This is a genomic window from Actinocorallia herbida, from assembly GCF_003751225.1.
GTDB classification, from domain to species: Bacteria; Actinomycetota; Actinomycetes; order Streptosporangiales; family Streptosporangiaceae; genus Actinocorallia; species Actinocorallia herbida.
This window is the reverse complement of the sequence record NZ_RJKE01000001.1, coordinates 1556032-1581225: the sequence shown is the minus strand read 5'-3', so window position 1 is coordinate 1581225 and position 25194 is coordinate 1556032. Positions and strand designations below refer to the sequence as shown.

At 72.3% G+C, this 25194-nt stretch carries 20 protein-coding genes; 2 read left to right on the top strand and 18 right to left on the bottom strand.

Annotated features, from left to right (window positions below):
* Positions 1-99: 99 nt before the first annotated feature.
* From EDD29_RS47595 to EDD29_RS07490, 5 genes are all read right to left on the bottom strand, one after another.
* On the bottom strand, positions 100-2262 hold the full coding sequence (locus EDD29_RS47595; protein WP_211359594.1) for an ArnT family glycosyltransferase: 2163 nt from the start codon (positions 2260-2262) through the stop codon (positions 100-102).
* Positions 2259-3494, bottom strand: a complete 1236-nt coding sequence (locus EDD29_RS07505) for a bifunctional glycosyltransferase family 2/GtrA family protein (protein WP_123663616.1) — start codon at positions 3492-3494, stop codon at positions 2259-2261. Before EDD29_RS07505 ends, EDD29_RS47595 begins: the two co-directional genes overlap by 4 nt.
* Positions 3495-3540: 46 nt before the next feature.
* A complete protein-coding gene (locus EDD29_RS07500) occupies positions 3541-4983 on the bottom strand; it encodes a sensor histidine kinase (protein WP_123663614.1) in 1443 nt (480 codons plus the stop codon).
* A complete protein-coding gene (locus EDD29_RS07495; RefSeq protein ID WP_123663612.1) occupies positions 4980-5705 on the bottom strand; it encodes a response regulator transcription factor in 726 nt (241 codons plus the stop codon). Before EDD29_RS07495 ends, EDD29_RS07500 begins: the two co-directional genes overlap by 4 nt.
* A 96-nt stretch (positions 5706-5801) precedes the next feature.
* Positions 5802-6368: a GNAT family N-acetyltransferase gene (locus EDD29_RS07490; RefSeq protein WP_123663610.1), complete on the bottom strand. Its 567-nt coding sequence runs from the start codon at positions 6366-6368 to the stop codon at positions 5802-5804.
* A gap of 91 nt (positions 6369-6459) precedes the next feature.
* Between EDD29_RS07490 and EDD29_RS07485 the strand changes: the two genes are divergently transcribed.
* Complete coding sequence (locus tag EDD29_RS07485) at positions 6460-7101, top strand: TetR/AcrR family transcriptional regulator (protein ID WP_123663608.1); 642 nt, start codon at positions 6460-6462, stop codon at positions 7099-7101.
* 433 nt (positions 7102-7534) lie between these two features.
* Positions 7535-8998 carry an aminopeptidase P family protein gene (locus tag EDD29_RS07480; RefSeq protein WP_123663607.1) on the top strand — a complete coding sequence of 488 codons (1464 nt, stop codon included), beginning with the start codon at positions 7535-7537 and terminating at the stop codon, positions 8996-8998.
* 54 nt (positions 8999-9052) lie between these two features.
* Here EDD29_RS07480 and EDD29_RS07475 read toward each other — a convergent pair whose 3' ends face one another.
* The 13 genes from EDD29_RS07475 to trpC form a co-directional block, all read right to left on the bottom strand.
* Entirely contained in the window at positions 9053-9847 is a 795-nt protein-coding gene (locus EDD29_RS07475) for a PhzF family phenazine biosynthesis protein (RefSeq protein ID WP_123663605.1), read from the bottom strand.
* 147 nt (positions 9848-9994) lie between these two features.
* Positions 9995-10240, bottom strand: coding sequence for a hypothetical protein (locus EDD29_RS46215; protein WP_211359593.1), 246 nt, complete (start codon positions 10238-10240; stop codon positions 9995-9997).
* A 72-nt stretch (positions 10241-10312) separates the two neighbouring features.
* Positions 10313-11014, bottom strand: a complete 702-nt coding sequence (locus EDD29_RS07465; RefSeq protein WP_123663603.1) for a siderophore-interacting protein — start codon at positions 11012-11014, stop codon at positions 10313-10315.
* 138 nt (positions 11015-11152) lie between these two features.
* Positions 11153-12619, bottom strand: a complete 1467-nt coding sequence (locus EDD29_RS07460; RefSeq protein WP_123663601.1) for a glutamate synthase subunit beta — start codon at positions 12617-12619, stop codon at positions 11153-11155.
* A gap of 10 nt (positions 12620-12629) precedes the next feature.
* Entirely contained in the window at positions 12630-17183 is a 4554-nt protein-coding gene (gene gltB, locus EDD29_RS07455) for a glutamate synthase large subunit (protein ID WP_123663599.1), read from the bottom strand.
* Positions 17184-17509: 326 nt separating this feature from the next.
* Positions 17510-18487 carry a hypothetical protein gene (locus EDD29_RS45300; protein WP_170201314.1) on the bottom strand — a complete coding sequence of 326 codons (978 nt, stop codon included), beginning with the start codon at positions 18485-18487 and terminating at the stop codon, positions 17510-17512.
* Positions 18484-19266 (bottom strand): hypothetical protein, encoded by a 783-nt coding sequence (locus EDD29_RS07440; protein ID WP_123663595.1) that lies wholly within the window; start codon positions 19264-19266, stop codon positions 18484-18486. Before EDD29_RS07440 ends, EDD29_RS45300 begins: the two co-directional genes overlap by 4 nt.
* A gap of 119 nt (positions 19267-19385) precedes the next feature.
* On the bottom strand, positions 19386-20708 hold the full coding sequence (lgt, locus tag EDD29_RS07435; protein ID WP_123670335.1) for a prolipoprotein diacylglyceryl transferase: 1323 nt from the start codon (positions 20706-20708) through the stop codon (positions 19386-19388).
* Between the two features lie 84 nt (positions 20709-20792).
* Positions 20793-21539 (bottom strand): DsbA family protein, encoded by a 747-nt coding sequence (locus tag EDD29_RS07430; protein WP_123663593.1) that lies wholly within the window; start codon positions 21537-21539, stop codon positions 20793-20795.
* Between the two features lie 39 nt (positions 21540-21578).
* Positions 21579-22094, bottom strand: coding sequence for a MauE/DoxX family redox-associated membrane protein (locus EDD29_RS07425; protein WP_123663591.1), 516 nt, complete (start codon positions 22092-22094; stop codon positions 21579-21581).
* Between the two features lie 199 nt (positions 22095-22293).
* Positions 22294-23091, bottom strand: a complete 798-nt coding sequence (gene trpA, locus EDD29_RS07420) for a tryptophan synthase subunit alpha (protein WP_123663589.1) — start codon at positions 23089-23091, stop codon at positions 22294-22296.
* The gene (trpB, locus tag EDD29_RS07415; RefSeq protein WP_123663587.1) at positions 23088-24302 is read right to left on the bottom strand and encodes a tryptophan synthase subunit beta; all 1215 of its coding nucleotides are present in this window, start codon (positions 24300-24302) and stop codon (positions 23088-23090) included. The genes trpA and trpB overlap by 4 nt, the downstream gene beginning before the upstream one ends.
* Positions 24303-24349: 47 nt before the next feature.
* On the bottom strand, positions 24350-25156 hold the full coding sequence (trpC, locus tag EDD29_RS07410; RefSeq protein ID WP_123663585.1) for an indole-3-glycerol phosphate synthase TrpC: 807 nt from the start codon (positions 25154-25156) through the stop codon (positions 24350-24352).
* Positions 25157-25194 lie beyond the last annotated feature (38 nt).

Below are 25194 nucleotides of genomic sequence, written 5' to 3'. Positions count from 1 at the left end.
GCATAAATGCGAGATTGACACGCGATAACGCCCTCCGCAAAGGTCTGCGGAGGGCGTTATCGGCTATTTCATCTGGCCGAATATCTCAGTCGGCGCATCTCACTCGGCCGACAGCAGGTAGAGCGAGCCGTCGCCGACCTCGTCCACCACCGTCGCGTTCTCCTCGACCCAGGTGTCGACCTCTCCCCCGCCGTCGCCCTGGGGCCCGCGGCCCCCGCCGACGACGATGTACCTGAGGCTGCCGTCGGCGACGAGCGCCTTGAGCCGCTCGACCGTCATCGCGTCGTCCGAGCCGGTGAACCCGCCCATCGAGATCACCGGACGGCCCGTGCCGAGGATGAGCGTCGCCGCGGTCTGCGCGTCGGAGACCGCCACGAGCCACTTGGCCGAGCCCTGGTTCTCCTCCAGGTAGGCCACGGTCTCGTCGTCGAGACCGCCCCGGCCGCCGAAGCCCCCGCCGCCGCCGAACCCGCCCCGGCCGTCCTGGCCGGACGTGTCGGCCTGTCCGGTCTGGTCCGTCTCGCCGGTCTGGTCCGTCTCGCCGGTCGGACCCGGTTGCGCGTCCTGGTCCGTCTGGCCGGTGCCCGACCCGTCCTGGCCGCCCGGGAACCCGGTCGGCGCCTGGCCGCCGGGGAAGCCCTGGCCGCCCCCGCCGGGGAAGCCCTGGCCGTCCGGCGTCCCGGACGGTCCCTGGCCGCCGCCGGGGAAGCCGCCGCCCCCGCGGCCCATCCCGCCGAAGCCGGCGCCGGTGTCCGGCCCCGCGGTCGGGTTGGTGCCGTTCACGGGCCCGCTCGCCGTCGAGACGGCGTAGGCGGCGGGGCCGGCGAGCCCCGCGACGAGCGCGGTCGTCAGCGCGCAGGCCGTGAGCACCCGGCCCGCGCGCGGTCCATAGGCCACGATCAGCAGCGCGAGGACCGCGGCGAAGGCGGCGCCCGCGACGACCCAGGCGACCCACGGCTGCCAGTCGGGCGTGCGGTGCAGCACTTCGAAGGCCCAGACGCCGGTGACCGCGACGGTCAGCGGGAGCACCCAGCCGAGCGCGCGGGGCGCCCGCCACAGCAGCGCGCCGCCCGCCCCGACGAGCGCGGCCACGGCCGGGGCCACGGCCGTCGTGTAGTACGGGTGGAAGGTGCCCTCGGCGAAGCTGAACACGGCGTAGTGCAGCAGCAGCCAGCCGCCCCACAGCACGAGCAGCGCCCGCGCCGGGTCGGTGCGCCCGGCGCGCCCGACCAGCGCCAGGGCCGCGACGCCGAGCAGCACGGCCGCGGGCAGCAGCCAGGAGATCTGGCCCGCGATGATGTCGTTGAACAGCCGGCCGGCCCCTGCCTCGCCGCCGAAGCTCGCCCCGCCGCCCATGCCGCCGCCGCCGGACTCGTTGCCGAAGATCCGGCCGAGCCCGTTGTAGCCGATCACCAGGTCCCACACCGTGTTGTCGGTGCTGCCGCCGATGTAGGGGCGGCTGTCGGCCGGGATGAGCGCCACGACGCCCATCCACCAGCCGCCGGCGACGATCAGCGCGACGCCCGCGAGGAGCAGGTTCCTGATCCTCCGGAAGAGCGACGCGTCGGCCAGCACCAGGTAGGCCGAGGCGAAGGCGGGCAGCGGCAGGAAGCCCTGGAGCATCTTGGTGTTGAAGGCGCAGCCGAGCAGCGCGGCGCAGCCGAGCAACGGGAGCAGCCTCCCGTTCGCGATCGCCCGCCGGCAGCACCAGGCCGCGCCGACGAGCAGCAGCACCAGCAGCGTGTCCGGGTTGTTGTCCCGGTTGATCGCCACCGTGATCGGGGTCAGCGCGAGGACCAGCGCGGCGACGCTCGCCGCCGCGGCGGCCCCGCCCGCGCCGAGCCGCTCGGCCAGGCCGCGGCGCACCGAGGAGTACAGGACGCCGACGGCCGCGACGCCCATGAGCGCCTGCGGGAGCAGCATGCTCCAGCTCGAGTAGCCGAAGATCCGCGCCGACAGGCCCATCACCCACAGCGCGAACGGCGGCTTGTCGACGGTGATGAACGAGCCCGCGTCGAGCGCGCCGAAGAACCAGGCTTTCCAGCTCTCCGCCCCGGAGTAGACGGCCGCGGCGTAGTAGGTGTTGGCGTCGCCGGACGCCGAGAGGTTCCAGGTGTACAGGGCGCCGGTGAGCACCAGCAGCGCCCAGAGGAGGGGACGGGCCCAACGGGGGTCGTCGGCCCTTCCGAGGAACACGCGCGCTATCAGGGGGCGCTCCTTCACGGACGGCGCCCCTGCGGGCGCGTCGAGGACTGCGGTCATGAGGCGTTCTCCTTGGCGGTGCGCGGGCCGAACACCCACACGCGCATCAGCAGGAACCGTAGAAGGGTGGCCAGGGCGTTCGCCACGAGGACGACGGCGACCTCCAGCCCGCGCGAGGGCCGGTCGGCCAGCCCGTGCAGGAGGGCGAGGGCGCCGGTGGACAGGCCGAGGCCGATGAGGAAGGCGATGCCGCCCTGCACCTGGTGGCGCAGCGCGTCGGCCCGTCCGGTGACGCCGAAGGTGAAGCGCCGGTTGGCCGCGGTGTTGCCGACGGTCGTGATCAGCAGGCTCAGGGCGTTCGCCGCGAGCGGGGACATGATCGAGCGCAGCAGGACATAAAGGACGAGCTGTGCGACGGTGCTGGCGATCCCGACGAGGGCGAACCGCGGGATCTGGCGGGCCATCCCGCGCGGGAGGTCCCGCGAGAGCGGGGTGGGCGCCTTGGCGCCGAACCGGCCCCGCGCGATCCGGCGGGCGACCCTGGCCATGCCCTTGAGGTCGTCCAGGGCGGTCTTGGTGACGTCGACGCGGCTGTCGGGGTCGTCCACCCAGTCGACGGGCACCTCGTGGATGCGCAGGCCGGTGCGCTGGGCCAGCAGCAGCAGCTCGGTGTCGAAGAACCAGGCGTCGTCCTCCACCTGGGGCAGCAGCGCCTGGACCACCTGGGTGCGGGCCGCCTTGAAGCCGCACTGGGCGTCGGAGAAGCGGGCCGCGAGGGTGGTGCGCAGCAGCAGGTTGTAACAGCGCGAGATGAGCTCCCGTTTCATCCCGCGCACCACGTTCGAGCCCCGGCCGAGGCGGCTGCCGATCGCGAGGTCGGAGTGGCCCGTCAGCAGCGGCGCGACCAGCGGCAGGAAGCCGTCGAGGTCGGTCGACAGGTCGACGTCCATGTAGGCGACCACGTCGGCGTCGCTGGCGCTCCACACGTGCCGCAGCGCCAGGCCCCGGCCCTTGCGGTCGAGCCGCACCGCGCGCACCCGGGGCAGGTCGGCGGCGATCCGCGCGGCGACCTCGGAGGTGCGGTCGGTGCTGGCGTTGTCGGCGACGGTGATCCGGAAGCCGTAGGGGAAGCCTTCGGAGAGGTAGGCGTGCAGGCGGCGGACGCTGGCCTCCAGGACGTGCTCCTCGTTGTAGACGGGGATGACGACCTCGACCAGCTTCTCCGGACGGCGGGGCGCCGGAAACGCGGCCCGCGCTTGACTCCCTTCGGGGAGGTCGATGGTTGCGCTCATGGCAGTGAAGATGCCTAGTGGCCCTGGGAAGGCCCTGATGCGCGGCTTAACGGCGGATGAGAGTCCCCGGGAGGGCCAGCCGGGCGACCGTTCCGCCGCCCGTGGCGGGCGCCAGGGAGACGTCCCCGCCCGCGTCCCTGGCGACCTGCGCGACGATCGACAGGCCGAGCCCGGACCCGGGCAGGCTGCGCGCCGACGGCGACCGCCAGAACCGCTCGAAGACGTACGGGAGGTCGTCCTCGGCGACGCCGGGGCCGTGGTCGCGCACGAGCAGGACCCCGTGGTCGAGGCTGACCTCCACGGACCCGCCGGGCGGGCTGAACTTCACCGCGTTGTCGCAGAGGTTGACCACCGCGCGCTCCAGGCCGTCGGGGTCGCCTTCCACCCACCACGGCTGGAGGCTCGCGCTGACGGTCAGCGTCGGCCCGCGCAGGCGGGCGCGCTCCACCGCGCGTTCGACCACCTCGTGGAACGCGACCTCGGTGTGCTGGCGCGGCTTGGCGGCGGGGCTGCCGAGCTGGAGGAGGTCGCCGATGAGGGAGGTCAGCTCGCGCATCTGGGCGCGGACGCTGTTCAGCAGCCGGGACTTGGTGTCGGGCGGCAGCTCCCGGCCGGTCTCCTGGCTGCGGATCAGCAGGTCGATGTTGGTGCGCATGCTCGTCAGCGGGGTGCGCAATTCGTGCCCGGCGTCGGCGACGAGGTTGCGCTGGCGCTCCTGGGACGCGGCGAGCGCCGTGGTCAGCGTGTTGAACGACCTGCCGAGGCGGGCGATCTCGTCGGTGCCCTCCTCGGGGAGGCGCACCGACAGGTCCTCGGTCCGCGCGACCTCCTCGACGGCGTCGGTGAGGTTGTCGACGGGCTTCAGCGACGCGCGGGCGATCATCAGCCCGGCGATGGCGGAGCCGACGATGCCGCAGGCCGACACCAGCAGCAGGGTGAGGGCGAGTTCCCGGAGCGGGTCGGTGACCTGGCTGAGCGGCAGCGCCGTCATCGACGTGATCCGGTAGTTCTCGGCGTTCAGGACCTCGGAGGTGGTGATGATCCGGACGTCCACCGTGTTGCCGTCGGTGTCGAGGGCCGAGCCGTCGTGCACGACCCGTTCGCTCTCCCCGCGCGCCACCGCGAGGTCGGCGTCGGTGACGGTGATCTTGCCGCCGTTGGGAATCGTGCAGACGCTGCCGTCGGGCAGGACCACCTGCTGGAGACGGCCGCCGGGCCTGGGCCCCCCGCCGAACGGGCCCTCGCTCTCGTCGGTGAGCGGCTCGGACGTGCACTGCCCGGCCGCGATGTCGATCTCGCGCCTGCTCCAGTCGCCGAGACCGTCGCGGCCCGGCGGGCGGTCGGCCTGGATGCCGAGCTGCCGGTCGAGCTGGCTGTACAGGGCGTCGCGGACGAGGAACCAGCTCGCGACGGCGCAGGCCGCGACGGCGACGGCGACGGCCGCCGAGGCCAGCAGCGCGATCCGCCCGCGCAGCGGAAGCCGCCTCATGAGCCCGGACGCAGCACGTACCCGACGCCGCGGACGGTGTGCACGAGCCGGGGCATCCCGTCCACCTCGGTCTTGCGGCGCAGGTACATGACGTAGACGTCGAGCGAGTTGGAGGCGGGCTCGAAGTCGAAGCCCCAGACCGTCTCCAGGATCTGCTCGCGGGTGAGCACCTGGCGGGGGTGCGCCATGAACATCTCCAGCAGCATGTACTCGGTGCGGGTCAGCTCCAGCGCGCGGCCCTCGCGGGTGACCTCGCGGGTGAGGGTGTTCATGCGCAGGCCCGCGAACTCCAGCACCTCGTCGGTGTCGCCCTCGGCGGGGCGCGGCCCGCCCGTCATGGCGCTGCGGCGGAGCAGGGCGCGGACCCTGGCGAGCAGCTCGTCGAGCTCGAACGGCTTGACGAGGTAGTCGTCGGCGCCCGCGTCGAGGCCGGTGACGCGGTCGCCGACCATGTCGCGGGCGGTGAGCATCAGCACGGGGGTGGCGTCCCCTCCGGTGCGCAGCCGGCGGCAGGCCGTCAGCCCGTCCATGCGCGGCATGAGCACGTCGAGGATCACCAGGTCGGGGCCGAGCTTCTCGGCCTGCTCCAGCGCCTCGACGCCGTCGCCCGCCTCGCTGACCTGGTAGCCCTCGAAGATCAGGCTGCTGGCCAGGGACTCGCGGACGGCTGGCTCGTCGTCCACGACGAGAATGTGGGCGCGCGGCTCGTCCGGAGTAGTCATGCCCTCACGGTAGCCACCCGGCGCGGGTGCTCCGTGGACCGCCGGGCTTTCTCAGCGCACTCTCACCGATTTCTCAGGCGTCCTCGACCGCCCTGGTCAGAAGGCTCCCGGCCACGGCCCGAGCGGGCGCTCCCAGACGCGCTCGACGCTCTCCTTGGTGTCGTAGACCCGGAAACCGCGCCTCGTGTAGTTCGGGAGCGCGGCGGGGCCGTCGAGGGAGCAGGTGTGCAGCCAGACGCGCGAGGTCGCGGGCAGGTCGTGCCGGTCGCCGACGGTCCAGGCGCGGCGGACGGCCTCGGTGAGCAGATGGCCGCCGAAGCCCTTGCCGGTGAAGGACGAGAGCAGGCCGAAGCAGATGATCTCGACGGCGCCGTCGGGGCCAGGGCTGAACTCGGCGTATCCGGCGGGCGTGCCGCGGTCGTAGGCGACCCAGGTCTCCGCGCCCGGACGGGCCAGCCACTCGGCCCAGTCGGCGTAGTTCCAGGGCAGGCGGTCGCTCCAGTTGTAGTCGCCGCCGACGCCGAAGTACAGGTACCGGCTGAGCTCGGGGCTGGGCACCTCGGCGCGGACGACCTCCAGCGCGGCGGGACGGGCCGGGACGAGGTCGTCCGGCGAGGTCTGCTCCAGGTACCAGGTGGTGATCTCGGTCTCGACGGTCTCCATGAACGCCGATGATAGGGCCAGGTCAGCGGGTTCCCGGTGATCCGTCCTGGTTCGTGTGACCTATCAGACTTTTCGGTAGGATCCCCGCATTATGACCACGCCGACCCGGCCACTGCGCAAGGACGCCGCACGCAACCGAGCCCGTGTGCTGGACGCCGCCCGCGCGCTGTTCGCCGAGCGCGGCCTGGACACCACCCTGGAGGAGGTCGCCAAGACCGCGGGAGTGGGCATCGGCACCGTCTACCGGCGCTTTCCCACCCGCGAGGACCTCGTCGACGCGGTCTTCGCGCTCCGCCGCGAGGAACTCAGCGCCCTCGCCGAGGACGCACTCGCCGAACCCGACCCGTGGACGGCCCTGGAACTGTTCCTCCAGCGCTTCTCCGACGAGCACCTCGCCGACCGGGGCCTTCGCGAGCTCATCCTCGCCCCCGGCGAGGACGACCGCCTGAACAACGCCCTGGGCCTGCTCATCCCGCCGATCGAGCTCCTCCTCGACCGCGCCAAGCTGGCCGGCGCCGTCCGCCCCGACCTCGGCGTGGGCGACCTCACCCTCCTCCTCATGGCCGTCGCCACCATCGCCGAGCACACCCGCCACGCCCCCGGCCGCCCCTGGCTCCGCTACCACACCCTCGCCCTCGAGGGCCTCCGCCCCACCCCCACCTCCCTCCCCGTCGCCCCCCTGACCGGCCCCGACCTCAACGCCGCCGTCCGAGCCTGGATCAACGGCTCCTGACGGCCCACCGAGCCGGTCGCCCGAAGTCGCGGCCGGACCCGGTCACCGGGCGGGCGGCGTCCCCGGGCCCCGTCGCCGCCGATCGCCCGCGCCCCGCCGAGGCGCCCGGCGGCCTGACGCCGACGTCACGAATCCGACGACCGTGGCCGGTACCAAGAGCCCGTGCGCGAAGGGCGGGCCCATAAGCGGCGACCGGTGCCGACGACGCGGGGCGCGGACGCACGGCCTCGGGTCGAAGCCGGTGCGGAGACGCGCGCGGGGCCGGGTCGCGGGGTTATGGGTCGGGGCCGGTGCGGAGCGTGCGGGAGCGGGGCGAGCCGGGGGCTCGGGGGTGGGATCGGCGGGTTTTCCGGGGCTGGTGGAGCGGGCGAGGGTGGGGCGGCCGTAGGGTGGGCACCGCCGCCACCTGCCACGACATTATGGAAAGCACGCCATGAACACCTCAAGTGATGCCCGGTTCGCCACCGGAAGCCATGATCTGCCGGTCAGTGATGCTCTTGCCGAATTCTTCCGGCACGGGTGGGCGGCGAGCGACGTGCCGGTGGAGCCGGTGCCCGCCGCCGTCTACGCGGCGAAGCGGCGGGCCGCGGTGTCGGCGCGGTTCCCCGGCGAGCGGCTGGTGATCCCCGCGGGCGGGCTCAAGGTCCGCAGCAACGACTGCGACTTCGCCTTCCGGCCGCATACGGCGTTCGCGCACCTCACCGCGGAACTCGCCACCGAGGCGGTGCCGGACGCGGTGCTGGTCCTGGAGCCGACCCCGTCCGGCCACGAGGCGGTGCTGTACACGCACCCGCGCTCCCCGCGCGACGACACCCCGATGGGCGCCCAGTTCTACCGCGACCGCCGCCACGGCGAGCTGTGGGTCGGGCGGCGCCGGACCCTCGGCGAGACCGAGCGGGCCCTCGGCCTGGAGGCCGCCGACCTGGAGTCCCTGCCCGGCCGGATCACCTCCGGCGGCGCGCCCGTGCGGGTCGTCCGCCAGGTCGACGAGACCGTCGACGGCCTGGTCCCCGCGCACGCGAACCCGACGGCCGACCACGAGCTGCACGCGGTCCTGGCCGAGCTGCGCCTGATCAAGGACGAGTACGAGGTGGCCCAGCTCAAGGCGGCCGTGGACTTCACCGTCGCCGGGTTCGGCGACGTCGCCGCCGAGCTGCCGTCCGCGCTGCGCCACCCGCGCGGCGAGCGCTGGGTCGAGGCCACCTTCAACCGCCGCGCCCGCCTGGACGGCAACGGCACCGGCTACGAGACGATCGCCGCGGCCGGCGCGCACGCCTGCGTGCTCCACTGGATCCGCAACGACGGCCCCGTCCCCGACGGCAAGCTGCTGCTGCTCGACGCCGGCGTCGAGACCGACTCGTTCTACACCGCCGACATCACCCGCACGATCCCCGCGAACGGCCGCTTCACCGACGCCCAGCGCCGCGTCTACGACCTCGTGTACGCCGCCCAGGAGGCCGCGATCGCCGCGGTCAAGCCCGGCGCCCGCTTCCGCGACTTCCACAACGCCGCGACACGCGTGCTCGCCGAGGGCCTCGACGACTGGGGCCTCCTGCCCGGCGGCGCCGAAGCCGCCCTCGACCCCGACTCCGGCCTCTACCGCCGCTACACCCTGTGCAGCTCCGGCCACATGCTCGGCATGGACGTCCACGACTGCGCCAAGGCCCGCGCCGAGACCTACCTCGACGGCGTCCTCGAGCCCGGCCACGTCCTCACCGTCGAACCCGGCCTCTACCTCCAGCCCGACGACCTCACCCTCCCCGAGGAGCTCCGCGGCATCGGCGTCCGCATCGAAGACGACCTCGTCGTCACCGAGACCGGCGCCGTCAACCTCTCCGCCTCCCTCCCCCGCCAGGCCGACGACATCGAAGGCTGGCTGGAGAGCACCCGCTCCTGACCCGTGTCCCGCGGGCCGCGCACCGACCTCCGATCGGTGCGCGGCCTTCGCCCTTCACACCATGAGTTCACCGATCAGGACGATCACGGCCTGGCCGGTGAGGTGGACCCGGCCGCCTTCCAGGCGGACGCCCACCTTGCCGGAGCGAGCCGAGACCTGGACGCCGGTGAGGGTGTCGCGGCCGAGGCGCTCGGCCCAGTAGGGGGCCAGCATGCAGTGGGCGGAGCCGGTGACCGGATCCTCCGGAACCCCGACCGAGGGCGCGAAGAACCGGGAGACGAAATCGGCGTCGCCCGCTTCGGCGTCGGCGGGCGCGGTGACGCAGACACCCCGCGCGTCCAGGGTCTCCAGCAGCGCGAAGTCCGGGCGCATCCCGCGGACGACCGCCGCGTCGGGCACCGCGACGAGCAGGTCGTTCTGGGCGTTGCGCGCGGTGAACACCGGTTCGGCCCCCAGCGCGGCGGCCAGCCCCGCCGGTGGCTCGACGCGTTCGGCGGGCACCGCGGGAAAGTCCAGCCGCAGCCCTTCATCCTCCTGCTTGACCGTGAGCAGCCCGCTCAGCGTGGAGAACTCCAGTGTCTGCCATGGCTCGGCGAGCCCCTCGGCATAGATCGCCCGCGCCGCCGCCAGCGTCGCGTGCCCGCACAGCCGCACCTCGGTCGCCGGGGTGAACCACCGCAACTCGAACCCCTCGTCGAGCGCCCGCACGAACGCCGTCTCCGAGTGCCGCATCTCCGCAGCCACCGCCTGCATCCACCTGGGCTCCGCGGGCTTCTCCAGCAGGCACACCCCCGCCGGATTCCCCTGGAACGCCTGATCCGTGAACGCGTCCACCACAAAGATCCGCATGCCCCCACCCTACGCACACCCACGCTGACCTGCGCGAACCCCTGTGGAGAACCCCCGGCGCTTCCTGCGGACCGGACCGGGCCTCCCTCACCTCACAGAGCCCACCGCCGGAGGCCGCGTCGTCTTCAAGGCGCTCCAGGACGCGGCTCAGGAGGGCCGACGTGCGGCGTGGGTCCGGACGAGTCCCTCGACGCCGCGGAGGAAGGTGTCGCCGATCCGCACCGGGTCGAAAAGGCAGCCGGCCGCCGTGGCGCCGTCGCGGAGCATGACGAAGTGCTGCGCGGCGGGCCCGGCCTCGGTCTGCCGGATGTTCATCGCGACCGCGTCCCCGGACGGCCCGACCCTGACCAGCGCGATCGGCTGCGCCGTTCCCGGCGCCCTCTTCTTCCTCATGTCCGCCGTCCGTCTCGGCCGCACGGCGAGGGGAGACCGACGCGGAACCGGCCGGGCCGGGCGCCGTGCGGTTCAGTCCATGCCGCGCTTGCCGGGGGTCCAGAAGGGCTTGACGACGATGTCGCGGCGGGGCCAGGAGCGGTCGTGCAGGAGGTGGCGCTTGACGGACTGGCAGGTCTTGGCCTCCCCCGCGAGGTAGGCGATGGTGCCGGGCTTCAGGTCCGACAGGGCCGCGACGGCCTCGACGAGGCGGGCGGAGTCGTGGGCGGAGTCGGTGCCGCGGTCCAGCCAGGTCACGTCGGCGTCGAGGGGCAGGCGGTCGGCCGGGTCGCCGGTCTCCACGACGGCCCGCGCGGCCGCGCCGAGGCCGCGGGTCAGCGCGCCGAAGGCCACCGAGGCCGTCTCCTCGCCGACGAACAGGTGCCCCGCCGCACCCTCGCGGAGGGTGAGATTGCCTTCGGGGGCCTTGAACATGATCTCGTCACCCGCCTTCACCTCCCTCCCCCAACGCGCGCCGGGGCCGTCCCCGTGGGTGAAGACGCGCAGTTCGACCGCGCCGCCTTCGTAGTCCCACACCGAGTACGTCCGCAAGAGGTCGAACGCGCCGCGCAGCGACAGCTCCCCCACCTGCACCCTGACCTGCTGCCCCGGCTTCCACTCCAGCCCGGGCACCCCTTCGACCCGCACCCGCCGCCACCGGCCGCCCGCGTCCTCGGCCGCCGCCACGGTGCCGCGCACCAGCAGCCTGTCGAGCACCCATCCGCCCCTGGCCATCGCGACCCCTCTCGATATATCGCTGAGAATCTAAAGAATAGGACGCGACATATCGCCAAGACAATGTGACCCCCATCACATGACCGAAGGGCGCGTCCCCGGAACGGGGGCGCGCCCTTCGGCGGTGCTCGGGTCGCGTTACGCGATCGGGCGGGCGTTCGGCGGGATCGGGTACGGCAGGGCGGTGGAGCCCTGGAGGTCCTGGTCCACGCGGGAGGCCGCGGAACGGCCTTCGGCGATCGCCCAGACGATCAGGGACTGGCCGCGGCCCATGTCGCCGGCGACGTAGACGCCGTCGACGGAGGTGCGGTAGTCCAGGTCGCGGACCACGTTGCCGCGCCCGTCCAGCTCGACGCCGAGCTGCTCGAGCAGACCCTCGCGCTGCGGGCCGAGGAAGCCCATCGACAGCGTGACGAGCTCGGCCGGGATCTCCCGCTCGCTGCCCTCGATCGGCTTGAAGCCGGTCGACGGGCCCTCGACGTCCACGAGGCGCAGCGACTTGACGTTGCCGTCCTCGTCGGCGGTGAAGCCGAGCGTGTTCGCCGCGTAGACCCGGGGGCCGCCCGCGGCCTCCAGCTCCTCGTGCGCGCTCTCCATCTTGAACAGGATGGGGAACGTCGGCCACGGCTGGTGGCCCGGACGGGCCTCCGGCGGCCGCGGCATGATCTCCAGCTGCGTCACCGAAGCGGCGCCCTGGCGCAGCGCGGTGCCGATGCAGTCCGCGCCGGTGTCGCCGCCGCCGATGACGACGACGTGCTTGCCCTCGGCGGAGATGGTCGGCTCCGCGATGACGCCCTCGGCCACCTGGTTGGCGATGGGCAGGTACTCCATCGCCTGGTGGACGCCCTTGGCCTCGCGGCCCGGGACGTTCAGGTCGCGCCAGGCCGTCGCGCCGCCCGCCAGGACGACCGCGTCGTACTCGGCGCGCAGCTCCTCGGCGGTGATGTCGACGCCGACGTCGACGCCGGTCTTGAAGACCGTGCCCTCGGCGCGCATCTGGTCGAGGCGCCGCTCGACGTGGCGCTTCTCCATCTTGAACTCGGGGATGCCGCGGCGCAGCAGTCCGCCGAGCGCGTCGGAGCGCTCGTAGACGACGACGTCGTGCCCGGCCCGGGTGAGCTGCTGGGCGGCGGCCAGGCCCGCGGGGCCCGAGCCGATGACGGCGACCTTCTTGCCGGTCTTGACGGCCGGGGGCTGGGGCTTGACCCAGCCTTCGGCGAACGCCCGGTCGATCAGCTCGACCTCGACCCGCTTGATGGTCACCGGGTCCTGGTTGATGCCCAGGACGCAGGCGGTCTCACACGGCGCGGGGCACAGCCGCCCGGTGAACTCCGGGAAGTTGTTCGTCGCGTGCAGCCGCTCGATGCCCTGGCGCCAGTCCTGCTTGTAGACCAGGTTGTTCCACTCGGGGATGAGGTTCCCGAGCGGGCAGCCCTGGTGGCAGAACGGGATGCCGCAGTCCATGCACCGGCTGGCCTGGCGCTCCAGGGTCGGGCGCTGGAAGTCCTCGTAGACCTCCTTCCAGTCACGGATGCGCACGTCCACCGGCCGGCGGGCGGGCAGCTCCCGCTGCGTGACCTTCAAGAACCCCTTGGGGTCTGCCATTTCTCGCCTCCTATCCCTGAGCAGCGGCCATGATGGCCTCGTCGACGTCGCGGCCTTCGGCTTCGGCGGCGGCCTTGGCCGCCAGCACCCGCTTGTAGTCCCGCGGCATGATCTTGCTGAACCGCTCGACCGCGCTCTCCCATTCGGCGAGCAGCTTGGCCGCGACGGTGGAGCCGGTCTCCTCGGCGTGCCGGGCGACGAGCCCGTGCAGCGCGTCGCGGTCGTCGGCGCCCAGCGCCTCGATCTCGACCATCTCCGGGTTGACGCGCTGCGGCTGGAGGTCCAGCACGTAGGCGACGCCGCCGGACATGCCCGCCGCGATGTTGCGGCCGGTCGGGCCGAGGATCACCGCGCGGCCACCGGTCATGTACTCGAGGCCGTGGTCGCCCACGCCCTCGACGACCGCGGTGGCGCCGGAGTTCCGGACGCAGAACCGCTCGCCGACCAGGCCGCGCAGGAACGCCTCACCGGAGGTCGCGCCGTACAGCAGCACGTTGCCCGCGATGATCTGGTCCTCGGCGTTGAACTGGGCCGACGGGTCGGGCTGGACGGTGATCCGGCCGCCCGACAGGCCCTTGCCGAGGTAGTCGTTGGCGTCGCCGATCAGCCGCAGGGTGATGCCCGCGGGGACGAACGCGCCGAACGAGTTCCCGGCGGAGCCGGTGAAGGTGACGTCGATGGTGTCGGCGGGCAGGCCCTCTCCGCCCCACTTCTTGGTCACCTCGTGGCCGAGCATGGTGCCGACGGTCCGGTTCACGTTCCGGATCGGCAGCTCGAGCTTGATCCGGTCGCCGAACGCGACGGCGCCTTCGGCGAGCTGGATCAGCGTGTTGTCGAGCGCCTTCTCCAGCCCATGGTCCTGGGTCGTGACGCACTGGAGCGCCGCGCCCTCGCGCAGTTCCGGCAGGTGGAAGATCGGCGACAGGTCGAGGCCCGCGGCCTTCCAGTGGTCGATCGCCGCGCGGGTCTCCAGGACGCCGACCTGGCCGATGGCCTCTTCCAGGCTGCGGAAGCCCAGCTCGGCCAGCAGCTCGCGGACCTCTTCGGCGATGAACTCGAAGAAGTTGACGACGAACTCGGGCTTGCCGGAGAAGCGCTCGCGCAGGACCGGGTTCTGGGTGGCGACGCCGACGGGGCAGGTGTCGAGGTGGCAGACCCGCATCATGACGCAGCCGGACACCACCAGCGGGGCCGTCGCGAAGCCGTACTCCTCGGCGCCCAGCAGGGCGGCGATGACGACGTCGCGGCCGGTCTTCATCTGGCCGTCGGTCTGCACCACGATCCGGTCGCGCAGCCCGTTCAGCAGCAGCGTCTGCTGGGTCTCGGCGAGGCCGAGCTCCCAGGGGGCGCCCGCGTGCTTGAGCGAGGTGAGCGGGGACGCGCCGGTGCCGCCGTCGTGGCCGGAGATCAGCACGACGTCCGCGTGCGCCTTGGACACGCCCGCCGCGACCGTCCCCACGCCGACCTCGGAGACGAGCTTCACGTGGATGCGCGCCTGCGGGTTGGCGTTCTTCAGGTCGTGGATGAGCTGGGCGAGGTCCTCGATCGAGTAGATGTCGTGGTGCGGCGGCGGCGAGATGAGGCCGACGCCGGGCGTCGAGTGCCGGGTCTTGGCCACCCACGGGTAGACCTTGTGGCCGGGCAGCTGGCCGCCCTCACCGGGCTTGGCGCCCTGGGCCATCTTGATCTGGATGTCGTCGGCGTTGGTCAGGTACTCCGAGGTGACGCCGAAGCGCCCGGAGGCCACCTGCTTGATCGCCGAGCGGCGGGAGTCGCCGTTGGCGTCCGGGGTGAACCGGCGCGGGTCCTCGCCGCCCTCACCGGTGTTGGACTTGGCGCCCAGCCGGTTCATGGCGATCGCGAGGGTCTCGTGCGCCTCGGCCGAGATCGAGCCGTAGGACATCGCGCCGGTCGAGAACCGCTTGACGATCGAGGCGACCGACTCGACCTCGTCGATGGAGATCGACGGCCGGTCGGACTTGAAGGAGAACAGCCCGCGGAGCGTCATCAGCTCGGCCGACTGGTCGTCGACGAGCCGGGTGTACTCCTTGAAGATGTCGTACTGGCGGTTCCGGGTGGCGTGCTGGAGCTTGAACACCGTCTGCGGGTTGAACAGGTGCGGCTCGCCCTCCCGCCGCCACTGGTACTCGCCGCCGACCTCGAGGGTGCGGTGCGCGGTCTCGTTGCCGCTCGCCGGGTAGGCGCGGGTGTGCCGGGCGGTGACCTCGCGGGCGAGGTCGTCGAAGCCGATGCCGCCCATCTGCGAGGAGGTGCCCAGGAAGGCGCGGTCGATGACCTCGGCGCCCAGGCCGATGGCCTGGAAGATCTGCGCGCCGGTGTAGGACGCGACGGTCGATACGCCGATCTTGGACATGACCTTGAGGACGCCCTTGCCGTACGCCTTGACCAGGTTGCGCGCGGCCTTGGCCTGGTCGACGCCCTTGAGCTCGCCCGCGCGGACCAGGTCCTGGACGGTCTCGATGGCCAGGTACGGGTTCACCGCGGAGGCGCCGTAGCCGATGAGCAGCGCCATGTGGTGGCACTCGCGGGCGTCGCCGGTCTCCACGACGAGGCCGACCCGGGTGCGGGTCTTCTCGGCGATGAGGTGGTGGTGCACGGCGCCGGTGAGCAGCAGCGACGGGATCGCCGCGCGGGCGGAGTCCGCGCCGCGATCCGACAGGACGATCATGCGGGCGCCCGCGGCGATCTCGCGGGACACCTCGGAGCAGATCTCCGCGAGCCGCTTGACCAGGGCCGCGCCGCCGCCGGCGACCGGGTAGGTGCCGTGCACGACGTGGGCCTGCAGATGCGGCAGGGAGCCCTCGTCGTTGATGTGGATGATCTTGGCGAGCTCGTCGTTGTCCAGGATCGGGCTCTGCAGCACGAGGCGCTTGCAGGAGTCGGGTCCGGGGTCCAGGAGGTTGCCCTCCGGGCCCAGCGTGGACTGGAGCGAAGTGATCATCTCTTCGCGGATGGCGTCCAGCGGCGGGTTGGTGACCTGCGCGAACAGCTGCTTGAAGTACTCGAACAGCAGCCGCGGCTTCTCCGAGAGGGCGGCGACGGGCGTGTCGGTGCCCATCGAGCCGATCGGCTCGGCGCCGGTCGCGGCCATCGGGGTCAGGATGATCCGCAGTTCCTCGGCGGTGTAGCCGAAGGTCTGCTGGCGCTTGACCAGGGTGTCGTGGGTCGGCACCTCGCGCTCGCGCGGGGGCAGCTCCTCGAAGCGCACCAGGCCCTCGTCGAGCCACTCCTGGTACGGGTGCTCGGCGGCGAGGGACGCCTTGACCTCGTCGTCCTCGACGATCCGGCCGGCCTCGGTGTCGACCACGAAGATCTTGCCGGGCTGGAGGCGGCCCTTGCGGACGACCTTGGCCGGGTCGATGTCCAGCACGCCGGACTCCGACGACAGCACGACCAGGCCGTCCTCGGTCACCCAGAAGCGGCCGGGACGCAGGCCGTTGCGGTCCAGGACCGCACCGACGACGGTGCCGTCGGTGAAGGAGACGGACGCGGGGCCGTCCCACGCCTCCATGAGGGTCGAGTGGAACTCGTAGAACGCCCGCCGGGCGGGGTCCATCTCGGTGTGGTTCTCCCACGCCTCGGGGATCATCATCAGCACCGCGTGCGGCAGCGACCGGCCGCCCAGGTGCAGCAGCTCCAGCGCCTCGTCGAACGACGCGGTGTCGGACGCCTCGATGTCGATGACCGGGAAGATCCGGGAGATGTCACCGGGCAGCACGTCGGAGGCGAGCAGCGCCTCGCGGGCGCGCATCCAGTTCCGGTTGCCCTTGACGGTGTTGATCTCACCGTTGTGCGCCAGGTAGCGGTACGGGTGCGCCAGCTCCCACGCCGGGAAGGTGTTGGTGGAGAACCGGGAGTGGACCAGCGCGATCGCCGTGTCGTACCGGCGGTCGGAGAGGTCGGGGAAGAACGGCTCGAGCTGGGGCGTGGTGAGCATGCCCTTGTAGACGATGGTCCGGCTGGACAGGCTCGGGAAGTACACCGGCACGTCCTGCTCGATGCGCTCGCGGGCGCAGAACACGACGCGGTCCAGCTCGATGCCGCGCCGGCCGGCGAAAGGCCCGTCGGCGGCCGCGGTGAGGAAGAGCTGGCTGAAATGCGGCATGACGCGCCGCGCGGCGGGGCCGCAGAAGGTCGAGTCGATCGGCAGCTCGCGCCAGCCGAGGACCTCGAGGCCCTCCTCGGCCGCGACGGCGTGGATGTGCGCGACCGTGGCCGCGCGCTCCGCTTCGTCGGCGGGCAGGAAGGCGAGTCCAGCCGCGTAGGTGCCGGCTTCGGGAAGCTCGAAGTCGACGACCTCGCGGAAGAAGGCGTCAGGAATCTGGGTGAGGATGCCGACCCCGTCGCCGTCGTCCGGCTCGGCGCCGACGGCGCCGCGGTGGTCGAGGTTCCGCAGGACCGTCAGCGCGTTCTCGACGATCTCGTGCGTCTTGCGCCCGTGAAGGTCGGCAACGAGGCCGACGCCGCAGGCGTCGTGCTCGTTGGCCGGGTCGTAGAGCCCCTGCGCTTCAGGCTGACCAGGTGTGAGGGCAGCAGCCGCCATCAACCCTCCCGTAAAGTTCACTGTCAACTGACAAGTGCAGTTCGGGACGGCGTTGGCCCTGCTGCGAGTATTACCTAAAGGTTACATCAATGCCCAGATCATGCCCGACTGGGTGGGTTGGCGAAACTTTCGAGAACGCATCATTTCGCCGGTAGCTGTCTTCGTCGATCAGCTCCAGGGCACGCCGTCGGACGGTTCCGACCCTTACGGACCGGGCCGTCTTGTATGCCTACCCCATCATAGCCGGACAAACCAGACCCACCAGGTCTAGACCTGTCCGTTCATCCGTGATCAACCTCACGGAAACACGCAGGTCATGCAGGTCATCAGGCTGCGCGGCCGTACAGGGCATCGGCTTCGGCGGCCGTCACCAGCACGGAGAGGAGCGCGGCACTGCGCCCATCGCCGGTGCCGTCCGTCCGCTGCACCCACGCGATCAACGCGTAATGGCCCATCGCTATTCCACGGGCCATGCTGAAGCCCTCCCCGAACAGCTTGGGCGCGCCGTCCGGCACCCGGACGAAACCGCCGGAACCGGCGCCGAACGCCTCCACGGCGTCTCCGGCGGCCTCGGCGTCAGTCAGGTTGTAGACCGCGACGACCGCGGCGAAGCCCTTCTTGGGGTCGGTGTAAAGTCCGCGGACCGCTTGACTGCATCCGGCCTTGCCGAGCGCCTCGGCGAGGCCCTTGCCCCAGATCGCGTCGGCGCAGTCGGCGTCCTCGACCGAGGACCTGCGGACGATCTCGGCGCCGGTGGTCTCGTCGCTCAGCGAGCCCTTGGGGAACATCTCGTCGGCGGTCAGCGGCTCGGGATCGAGCTCCCGGGTCTCGATCTGCGCGAACACGTCGGTGGACGGCGACGACGAGTAGGTGCCGGGGCTGAAACCGGTCAGCTCGGGCACCCCCAACCGGACGCCGCCGTCGGCGGTGCGGCCCGCCGTCTTCTCGGACGGGCGCAGCGCCAGCACCGCGACGACGGCGACGCACGCCAGCGCCAGCAGGGCCGCGGCCGCGCCGAAGAACAGCCGGGACCGCCGTTTGCCCGCGCCGGGCCGTTTCTGGGACTTCTTGGCGCCAGGCTTCGCCGACCCCGTCTTGGGGGCGGGCTTCCGCCCGCCGCTGGAACCGCCGCTCCGCCCGTCCCGGCCGCTCTCCTCGGCGAGCTCGGGCCGCACCGGGTTCGGGCCGGTGGGCGCCGCCTCGGGCTCGGAAGGGCGCGGTACATGGCGGCCCTGGGCCGGATGCGGCGCGCCGTGGTGCCGCGGCGGCCCCGCGTGCGGGTGGGGACGGCGGGGATCGCTCATCGGGGGTCGAGCAGCACGATCCGACCCCAGGCGAACTCCTCGGGCTTCTGGACGGCCAGGCTCGTGTCGATCAGCTCGTTCATCGCGTCGGGCGTGCCGCCGTCGGCCCGGCCGACCCAGCTCATGATCACGTAGTGGCCGATCGCCTGGCTGTAGGCGGCGGTGAAGCCCGAGCCGAAGTCGGCGGAGGCGCCGTCGACCGCCAGGGTGCGCACGAACCCGCCCTTGAGCTCGGGGTCGAGGGCGTTCAGCACCTGCTGGGCCGCACGCTGGTCGACCAGGTTGATCGCCACGAACATGCCGGCGCCGGTGCCGTCCTTCGACAGATAGGCGCCGCGGGCGATCTGGGTGCACTCGCCGCGCGCCAGGGTCTCGGTGAGCAGCTTGCCCCAGACGGCCGAGGCGCAGTCGTCGGTGACGTCGGAGTCCTTGAGCTGGAACGTGTAGTTCCGGTAGGTCGTCTGCTTCATCTCGTCGAACACCTCGCCCTCGGTGAAGGGGCGGGTGTCGGTCTTGCGGGCCGTGACCTTTCCGGCGCTCTGGCCGGGCGACTGCGGGACGTACACGTCGGGCACGTAGGAGCTCGCCCCGCCCGCGTCGGCCTTGTCCTCCTCGCCGCCGGACGGCAGGAGCAGCCACGCGGCCACCGCCGCCACGATCAGGACGACGACCACGCCGATCACGACGAGGATCTTCGTCCTGCCGCGTCCCGCGTTCCCGCCGGCCTCCGGCCAGATCTCGTCCTCGGCGGGTTTGGTCCGCGCGCTCGTTCCGCCCACCGGTCCTCCTGGCATTTCAGACATCGCGTCGAGAGCTTACCGAGCATCGGCGCGGCAGGGGCGCGGTCCGCGACCCTGCCGCACTTTCGCCGGGACGGATCGGCCGCCCCGGCCCTCGCTCAGGCGCGGTCCTTGACCGCCGCGTCGTCGTCCACCGGCCGCTCGGCGTCGTCCTCGGCGTCCTCGGCGTCGGCGTCCTCGGCGGGCGCGGTGGCACCGGCGGCGACGGGCTCGGAAGCCTCGTCATCGGCTTCGGCGTCCGCGGTGTCGGCGCCGCTCTCGGCGGACGGCGCGGGCACTTCGGCCTTGGCCTCCTCGCGGGGCTCCTCGGCGTCGTCCTCCGCCACGGCCTGGTCCTCGGCCTCGGCGTCGACCTCGGCCTTGGCGTCGGTCCCGGCCTCCTCCGCCTCTTCGGCGTCGGGCTCCTCGGCGGCGTCGGCACGGGCCGCCTCGGCCGTCGCCGCGGCCTCCTCGGCGGCGCGGGCGCGTTCCTCCGGCGGGACCGCGGACAGGTCCTCGGTCGGCTCGGTGTCGGCGGGGTCGAGCGGCTTGTCGCCCTCGGGGTCGGGGACCGCGTCGGCGTCGGGGAAGTAGCTGTGGCCGTCGTCCAGCCGCTCGGGGACGCTGCCCTTGCCCCGGTTCAGGTACAGGTAGGCGGCCGCGGCCAGGAACCCCACGAGCGACGTGTAGGTGTTGAGGCGCAGGCCGAGGAACTCGTGCGCGTTGTCGATGCGCAGCAGCTCGATGCAGCCGCGGCCCAGGGTGTAGCCCGCGACGTACAGGGCGAAGGTCCGGCCGTGGTTGAGGTTCCACTTCTTGCCGGCCCAGATCAGCACGACCGCCAGGACGAGGCACCACAGCGACTCGTACAGGAAGGTCGGGTGGTAGGTCGAGACATCGGCGAACTCGGGCTTCACGACGCCGAAGGAGTCCTTCGGCCGGTGCGCCAGGTCGATCTCCACCGCCCACGGCAGGGTGGACGGGCGGCCGTACAGCTCCTGGTTCCACCAGTTGCCCCAGCGGCCGATCGCCTGGGCCAGCGCGATGCCCGGCGCGACCGCGTCGGCCAGCGGGGCGAGCCGCACCCCCTTCTGGCGGCAGCCGAGCCACGCGCCGAGCGCGCCGAGCGCGATCGCGCCCCAGATGCCGAGGCCGCCGTGCCAGATCTTCAACGCGTCGATCGGGTCGCGGCCCTCGCCGAAGTACATCTGGTAGTCGGTGACGACGTGGTAGAGCCGTCCGCCGACGAGGCCGAACGGCACGGCCCAGACGGCGATGTCGATGACGGTGCCGGGTTCGCCGCCCTTGGCGACCCAGCGCCGGTCGCCGAGCCAGACGGCGACGATCACGCCGATGATGATCATCAGCGCGTAGGCCCGGAGGGGGAACGGGCCGAGGTGCCAGACGCCCTGGGACGGGCTCGGGATCGAGGCGAGCAGCATGCCCGTGACGTTACCGCGTTCGCGCCCCTTCTTGGGCACGCGAAAGGCGGCGGGCGAACGCCCGCCGCCTCCGTGACAGGCGCGTCAGGACGTCCCGGTGACCGCCTTGGTGAGATCCTCGGCCGTCCAGGCGCGGTCGGTGATGTTCTTGCCGTCGAGCAGCACCGTCGGCGTGGACTCGACCTTGGCGACATTGAACGCGTGGTCGGTCATGGCCTGGACCTGCGCGGACTTCTCGTTGCCGTTCACGCATTTCTCGAAGGCCGAGCCGCTGATCCCGTACTCGGCGGCCCAGGAGATCAGGTCGGCGTTCGCGAAGCCGGTCTTGCCCTCCTCGGGCTGCTCGGCGTAGATCCGGTCATGGAATTTGACCCAATTGTCGCCTGGCGCGCAGAGTGCGGCGTTGGCGGCGCGCTCGGAGTTGGACTTCAGCGGGTCCTGGCTGAACAGCCGGAACGGCCGGTAGACGACCTTGGCCTTGCCCTGCTCGGCGAGCTGCTTGAACGTCGCGCCGTTGGTCTCCTCCAGCTTCTGGCAGGCCGGGCACTGGAAGTCCTCGTAGATCTCCACGACGGGAGAGGTCACCCCTTCCTTGGCCATGACGATCGAGCCGTCGTCCTGCCTGCTCGTCGGGGCCAGCGGGCCGCTGTACTCGGCCTTGTCCCCTCCCCCCGAGTTGGCCAGCACCACGATCCCGACCGCGACCGCGATCATCGCGAGCGCGCCCCCGGCCACCGCAAGCGTCTTGACCTGACGGTCCCGCTTGGCCTGGATCCTGCGCTCCTCGGCGATCCTGTCCCGCGCGGAACGCTCCCGCGAGGCCTTGCCCATCCGATCCCCCTCGATCGTTCGCTGTTGCGCCGGCCCCGCCTACAGGCCGAGCCGGCGGTCCACCGCCAGGCGGCCCGGCGCGAAGACGGTGATCCACACCGCCAGGGCCAGATATCCGACGTCCCGCAGGATCTCCTGGAGGTACCTGGTCTCCCCCGCGGCCACGGTGCCGCCGCCGCCGAAGCAGCCGCAGTCGATCGTGAGCCCGCGCGCCCAGGCCGAGGCGATCCCGCCGATGAACACGAGCATCAGCACGCCGGCGAGCACCGCGCTCAGCCGGGTCGCGAAGCCGAGCACCAGCAGCAGCGCCAGGACCATCTCCAGCACGGGCAGCCCGTGCCCGACCGGCCCGATCAGCGCGTCCGGCAGCAGCTCGTAGGCCTCCACCGCCTGCCGCTGGAGCGGCGCGGGCTCGGTGAACTTCGTCCACCCCGCCCAGAACAGCACGCCCGCGAGCACGAGCCGGGCCGCGAAGGTCACCCACTCGGTCCGGGCAGGACGGCGCGGCTCGGCCGCCCACTCCGGTTCCGCGCCCTCGCGTGTCTCGGCCACCATGCCCCCCACCTCACCTTTCCCGCCGGATCGCACCGGCAGGCCGGCCGGACGCGTGCAAGACCCCGATGAACGCCGATCGGGCATGACGAACGCGCTGCGTGCACTATGCGTCACCGAGAGCAAAGACTACCGGCACGAAAGAGCCGGTGCCCCAGTCCTCGGGGCACCGGCTCAGGGCCTTTGGTCCTCTGTCCGTCGGCTATCCGCGGGCGCGGACGCCCGCGGCGAGCTCCTCGGCGAGCGTGCGGGCGTCCCGGACGCCGTCGGCGAGGGTGGGCGCGTCGAGGATCCGGCGGATGAAGGCCGAGCCGACGATGACGCCGTCGGCGAAGCCCGCGACCTCCGCGGCCTGCGCGCCGGTGCCGACGCCGAGGCCGAGGCCGACCGGCAGGTCGGTGTGCGCCTTCGTGCGGGCCACCAGGCCGGGCGCCCCGGTGTTGATGGCGCTGCGCGCGCCGGTGACGCCCATGAGCGACGCGGCGTAGACGAAGCCCCGGCAGACGTCGGTGATCTTCTTGATCCGCTCCTCGGTGGAGCTGAGCGCGACGAGGAAGACCTTGTCGAGGTCGAGGGAGTCGGCGACCTCGAGCCACTCCCCGCCCTCTTCCGGCGTGAGGTCGGGCGTGATGAGGCCGGCGCCGCCCGCGCTCTTCAGCTCGCGCGAGAACCGCTCGACGCCGTAGCGGTCGACGGGGTTCCAGTACGTCATGACGAGCGTGGCCGCGCCGGTGGCCGCGACCGCCTCGACCGTGCGGAACAGGTCGGCCAGGTGGGTGCCGCCGGTGAGGGCGCGGTGCACCGCGTCCTGGATGGTCGGGCCGTCCATCAGCGGGTCGGTGTACGGCAGGCCGATCTCGATGACGTCGCAGCCGCCCGCGACCATCGCCTTGGCGACCTCGATGCCTCCCTCGACGCTGGGGAACCCGGCGGGCAGGTAGCCGACGAGGGCCGCGCGGTTCTCCGCCCTCGCCTTGTCGAACGCGACGGAAACGCTCACTGTCCATCCTCCGGCATCAGGCCGAAGTAGGCGGCCGCGGTGTGCATGTCCTTGTCGCCGCGGCCCGACAGGCACACGACGATGGTGGCGTCCGGGCCGAGCTCCTTGCCCACCTTGATGGCCCCCGCCAGCGCGTGCGACGACTCGATCGCCGGGATGATCCCCTCGGTGCGGCACAGCAGCGCGAACGCGTCCATCGCCTCGGCGTCGGTGATCGCGGCGTAGGTGGCCCGGCCGGTGTCCTTGAGCCACGAGTGCTCCGGGCCGACGCCGGGGTAGTCCAGGCCCGCGGAGATCGAGTGCGACTCGATCGTCTGGCCCTCGTCGTCCTGGAGGAGGTAGGTGCGCATGCCGTGGATGACGCCGACGGAGCCGGCGGTCATGGTGGCCGCGTGCCTGCCCGTCTCCACGCCCTCGCCGGCGGCCTCGAAGCCGTACAGCTTGACGCCCTCGTCGGGGATGAACGCGTGGAAGATCCCGATCGCGTTGGAACCGCCGCCCACGCAGGCGACGATCGCGTCGGGCAGGCCGCCCCACTTGTCCAGGCACTGCTCGCGCGCCTCGACGCCGACGACCCGGACGAAGTCGCGGACCATCATCGGGAACGGGTGCGGGCCCATCACGGTGCCGATGACGTAGTGCGTGTCGTCGACGGAGGCGACCCAGTCGCGGAACGCCTCGTTGACCGCGTCCTTGAGCGTGCGGCTGCCGTTCTTCACCGGGATGACCTCGGCGCCGAGCATCCGCATGCGCGCGACGTTCAGCGCCTGGCGCTTGGTGTCGACCTCGCCCATGTAGACGGTGCACTCCAGGCCGAGCAGGGCGGCCGCCGTGGCGGTGGCCACGCCGTGCTGGCCCGCGCCGGTCTCGGCGATCACCCGGGTCTTGCCCATGCGCTTGGTCATCAGCGCCTGGCCCAGCACGTTGTTGATCTTGTGCGAGCCGGTGTGGTTGAGGTCCTCGCGCTTGAGCAGGATGCGGGCGCCGCCCGCGTGCTCGGCGAAGCGCGCGGCCTCGGTGAGCAGGCTCGGCCGACCCGCGTAGTTGGTCAGCAGGTCCTGGAACTCGGCCTGGAAGGCCGGGTCGTCCTTGGCCTTCAGGTACTCGGTCTCGAGCTGGTCGAGCGCGGCCATGAGCGCCTCGGGCGCGAAGCGGCCGCCGAACCGGCCGAAGCGCCCCGCGGCGTCCGGCACGGCGTTGTCGATGGTCATGAGGACTTTCCTGTTGGGCAGCGGATTGTCTGGAACGCCCTCGCCGGCTACTTGCCCTGGCGCAGGGCCGGGTGCGCCCCGGCCGCGACGAGGTCGGCGACGGCCGCGCGCGGGTCCTTGCCCGTCACCAGGCTCTCGCCGACCAGAACCGCGTCCGCGCCCGAGGACGCGTAGGACAGCAGGTCGTGCGGGCCGCGGACGCCGGACTCGGCGATCTTGATGCGGTCGGAAGGGATCAGCGGGGCCAGGCGCGCGAACGTGCCGCGCTCGACCTCCAGGGTCTTGAGGTTGCGGGCGTTGACGCCGATGACCTTGGCCCCGGCGGCCACGGCGCGCTCCACCTCCTCCTCGGTGTGCACCTCCACCAGCGGGGTGAGCCCGATGGACTCGGCCCGCTCGATGAGGGACACCAGCGCCTCCTGCTCCAGCGCCGCGACGATGAGCAGCGCCAGGTCCGCTCCGTAGGCGCGGGCCTCCCACAGCTGGTAGGAGGAGACGATGAAGTCCTTGCGCAGGACGCAGATGTCGACGTTGGCGCGGACTTCGGCGAGGTCGTCGAGGCTGCCGCCGAAGCGGCGGCGCTCGGTGAGCACGCTGATGACCTTGGCCCCGCCGGACTCGTAGTCGCGGGCCAGCGAAGCCGGGTCGGCGATCGCCGCGAGCGCGCCCTTGGACGGGCTGCTGCGCTTGACCTCCGCGATGACCGCGACCCCGTCGCCGCCGAGCGCGGCGAGCGCGTCCCGGGGCGGTGCCGCCGCGGCGGCCCGCTCTTTCAGCTCCTCCAGCGCGACGGTGCGCTGCCGGTCCGCCATGTCCGCGCGCACTCCGTCGATGATCTCGTCGAGAACGCTCACGGTTGTCCCCTCGTCACGGTTGCTGTACCTGCCGATGT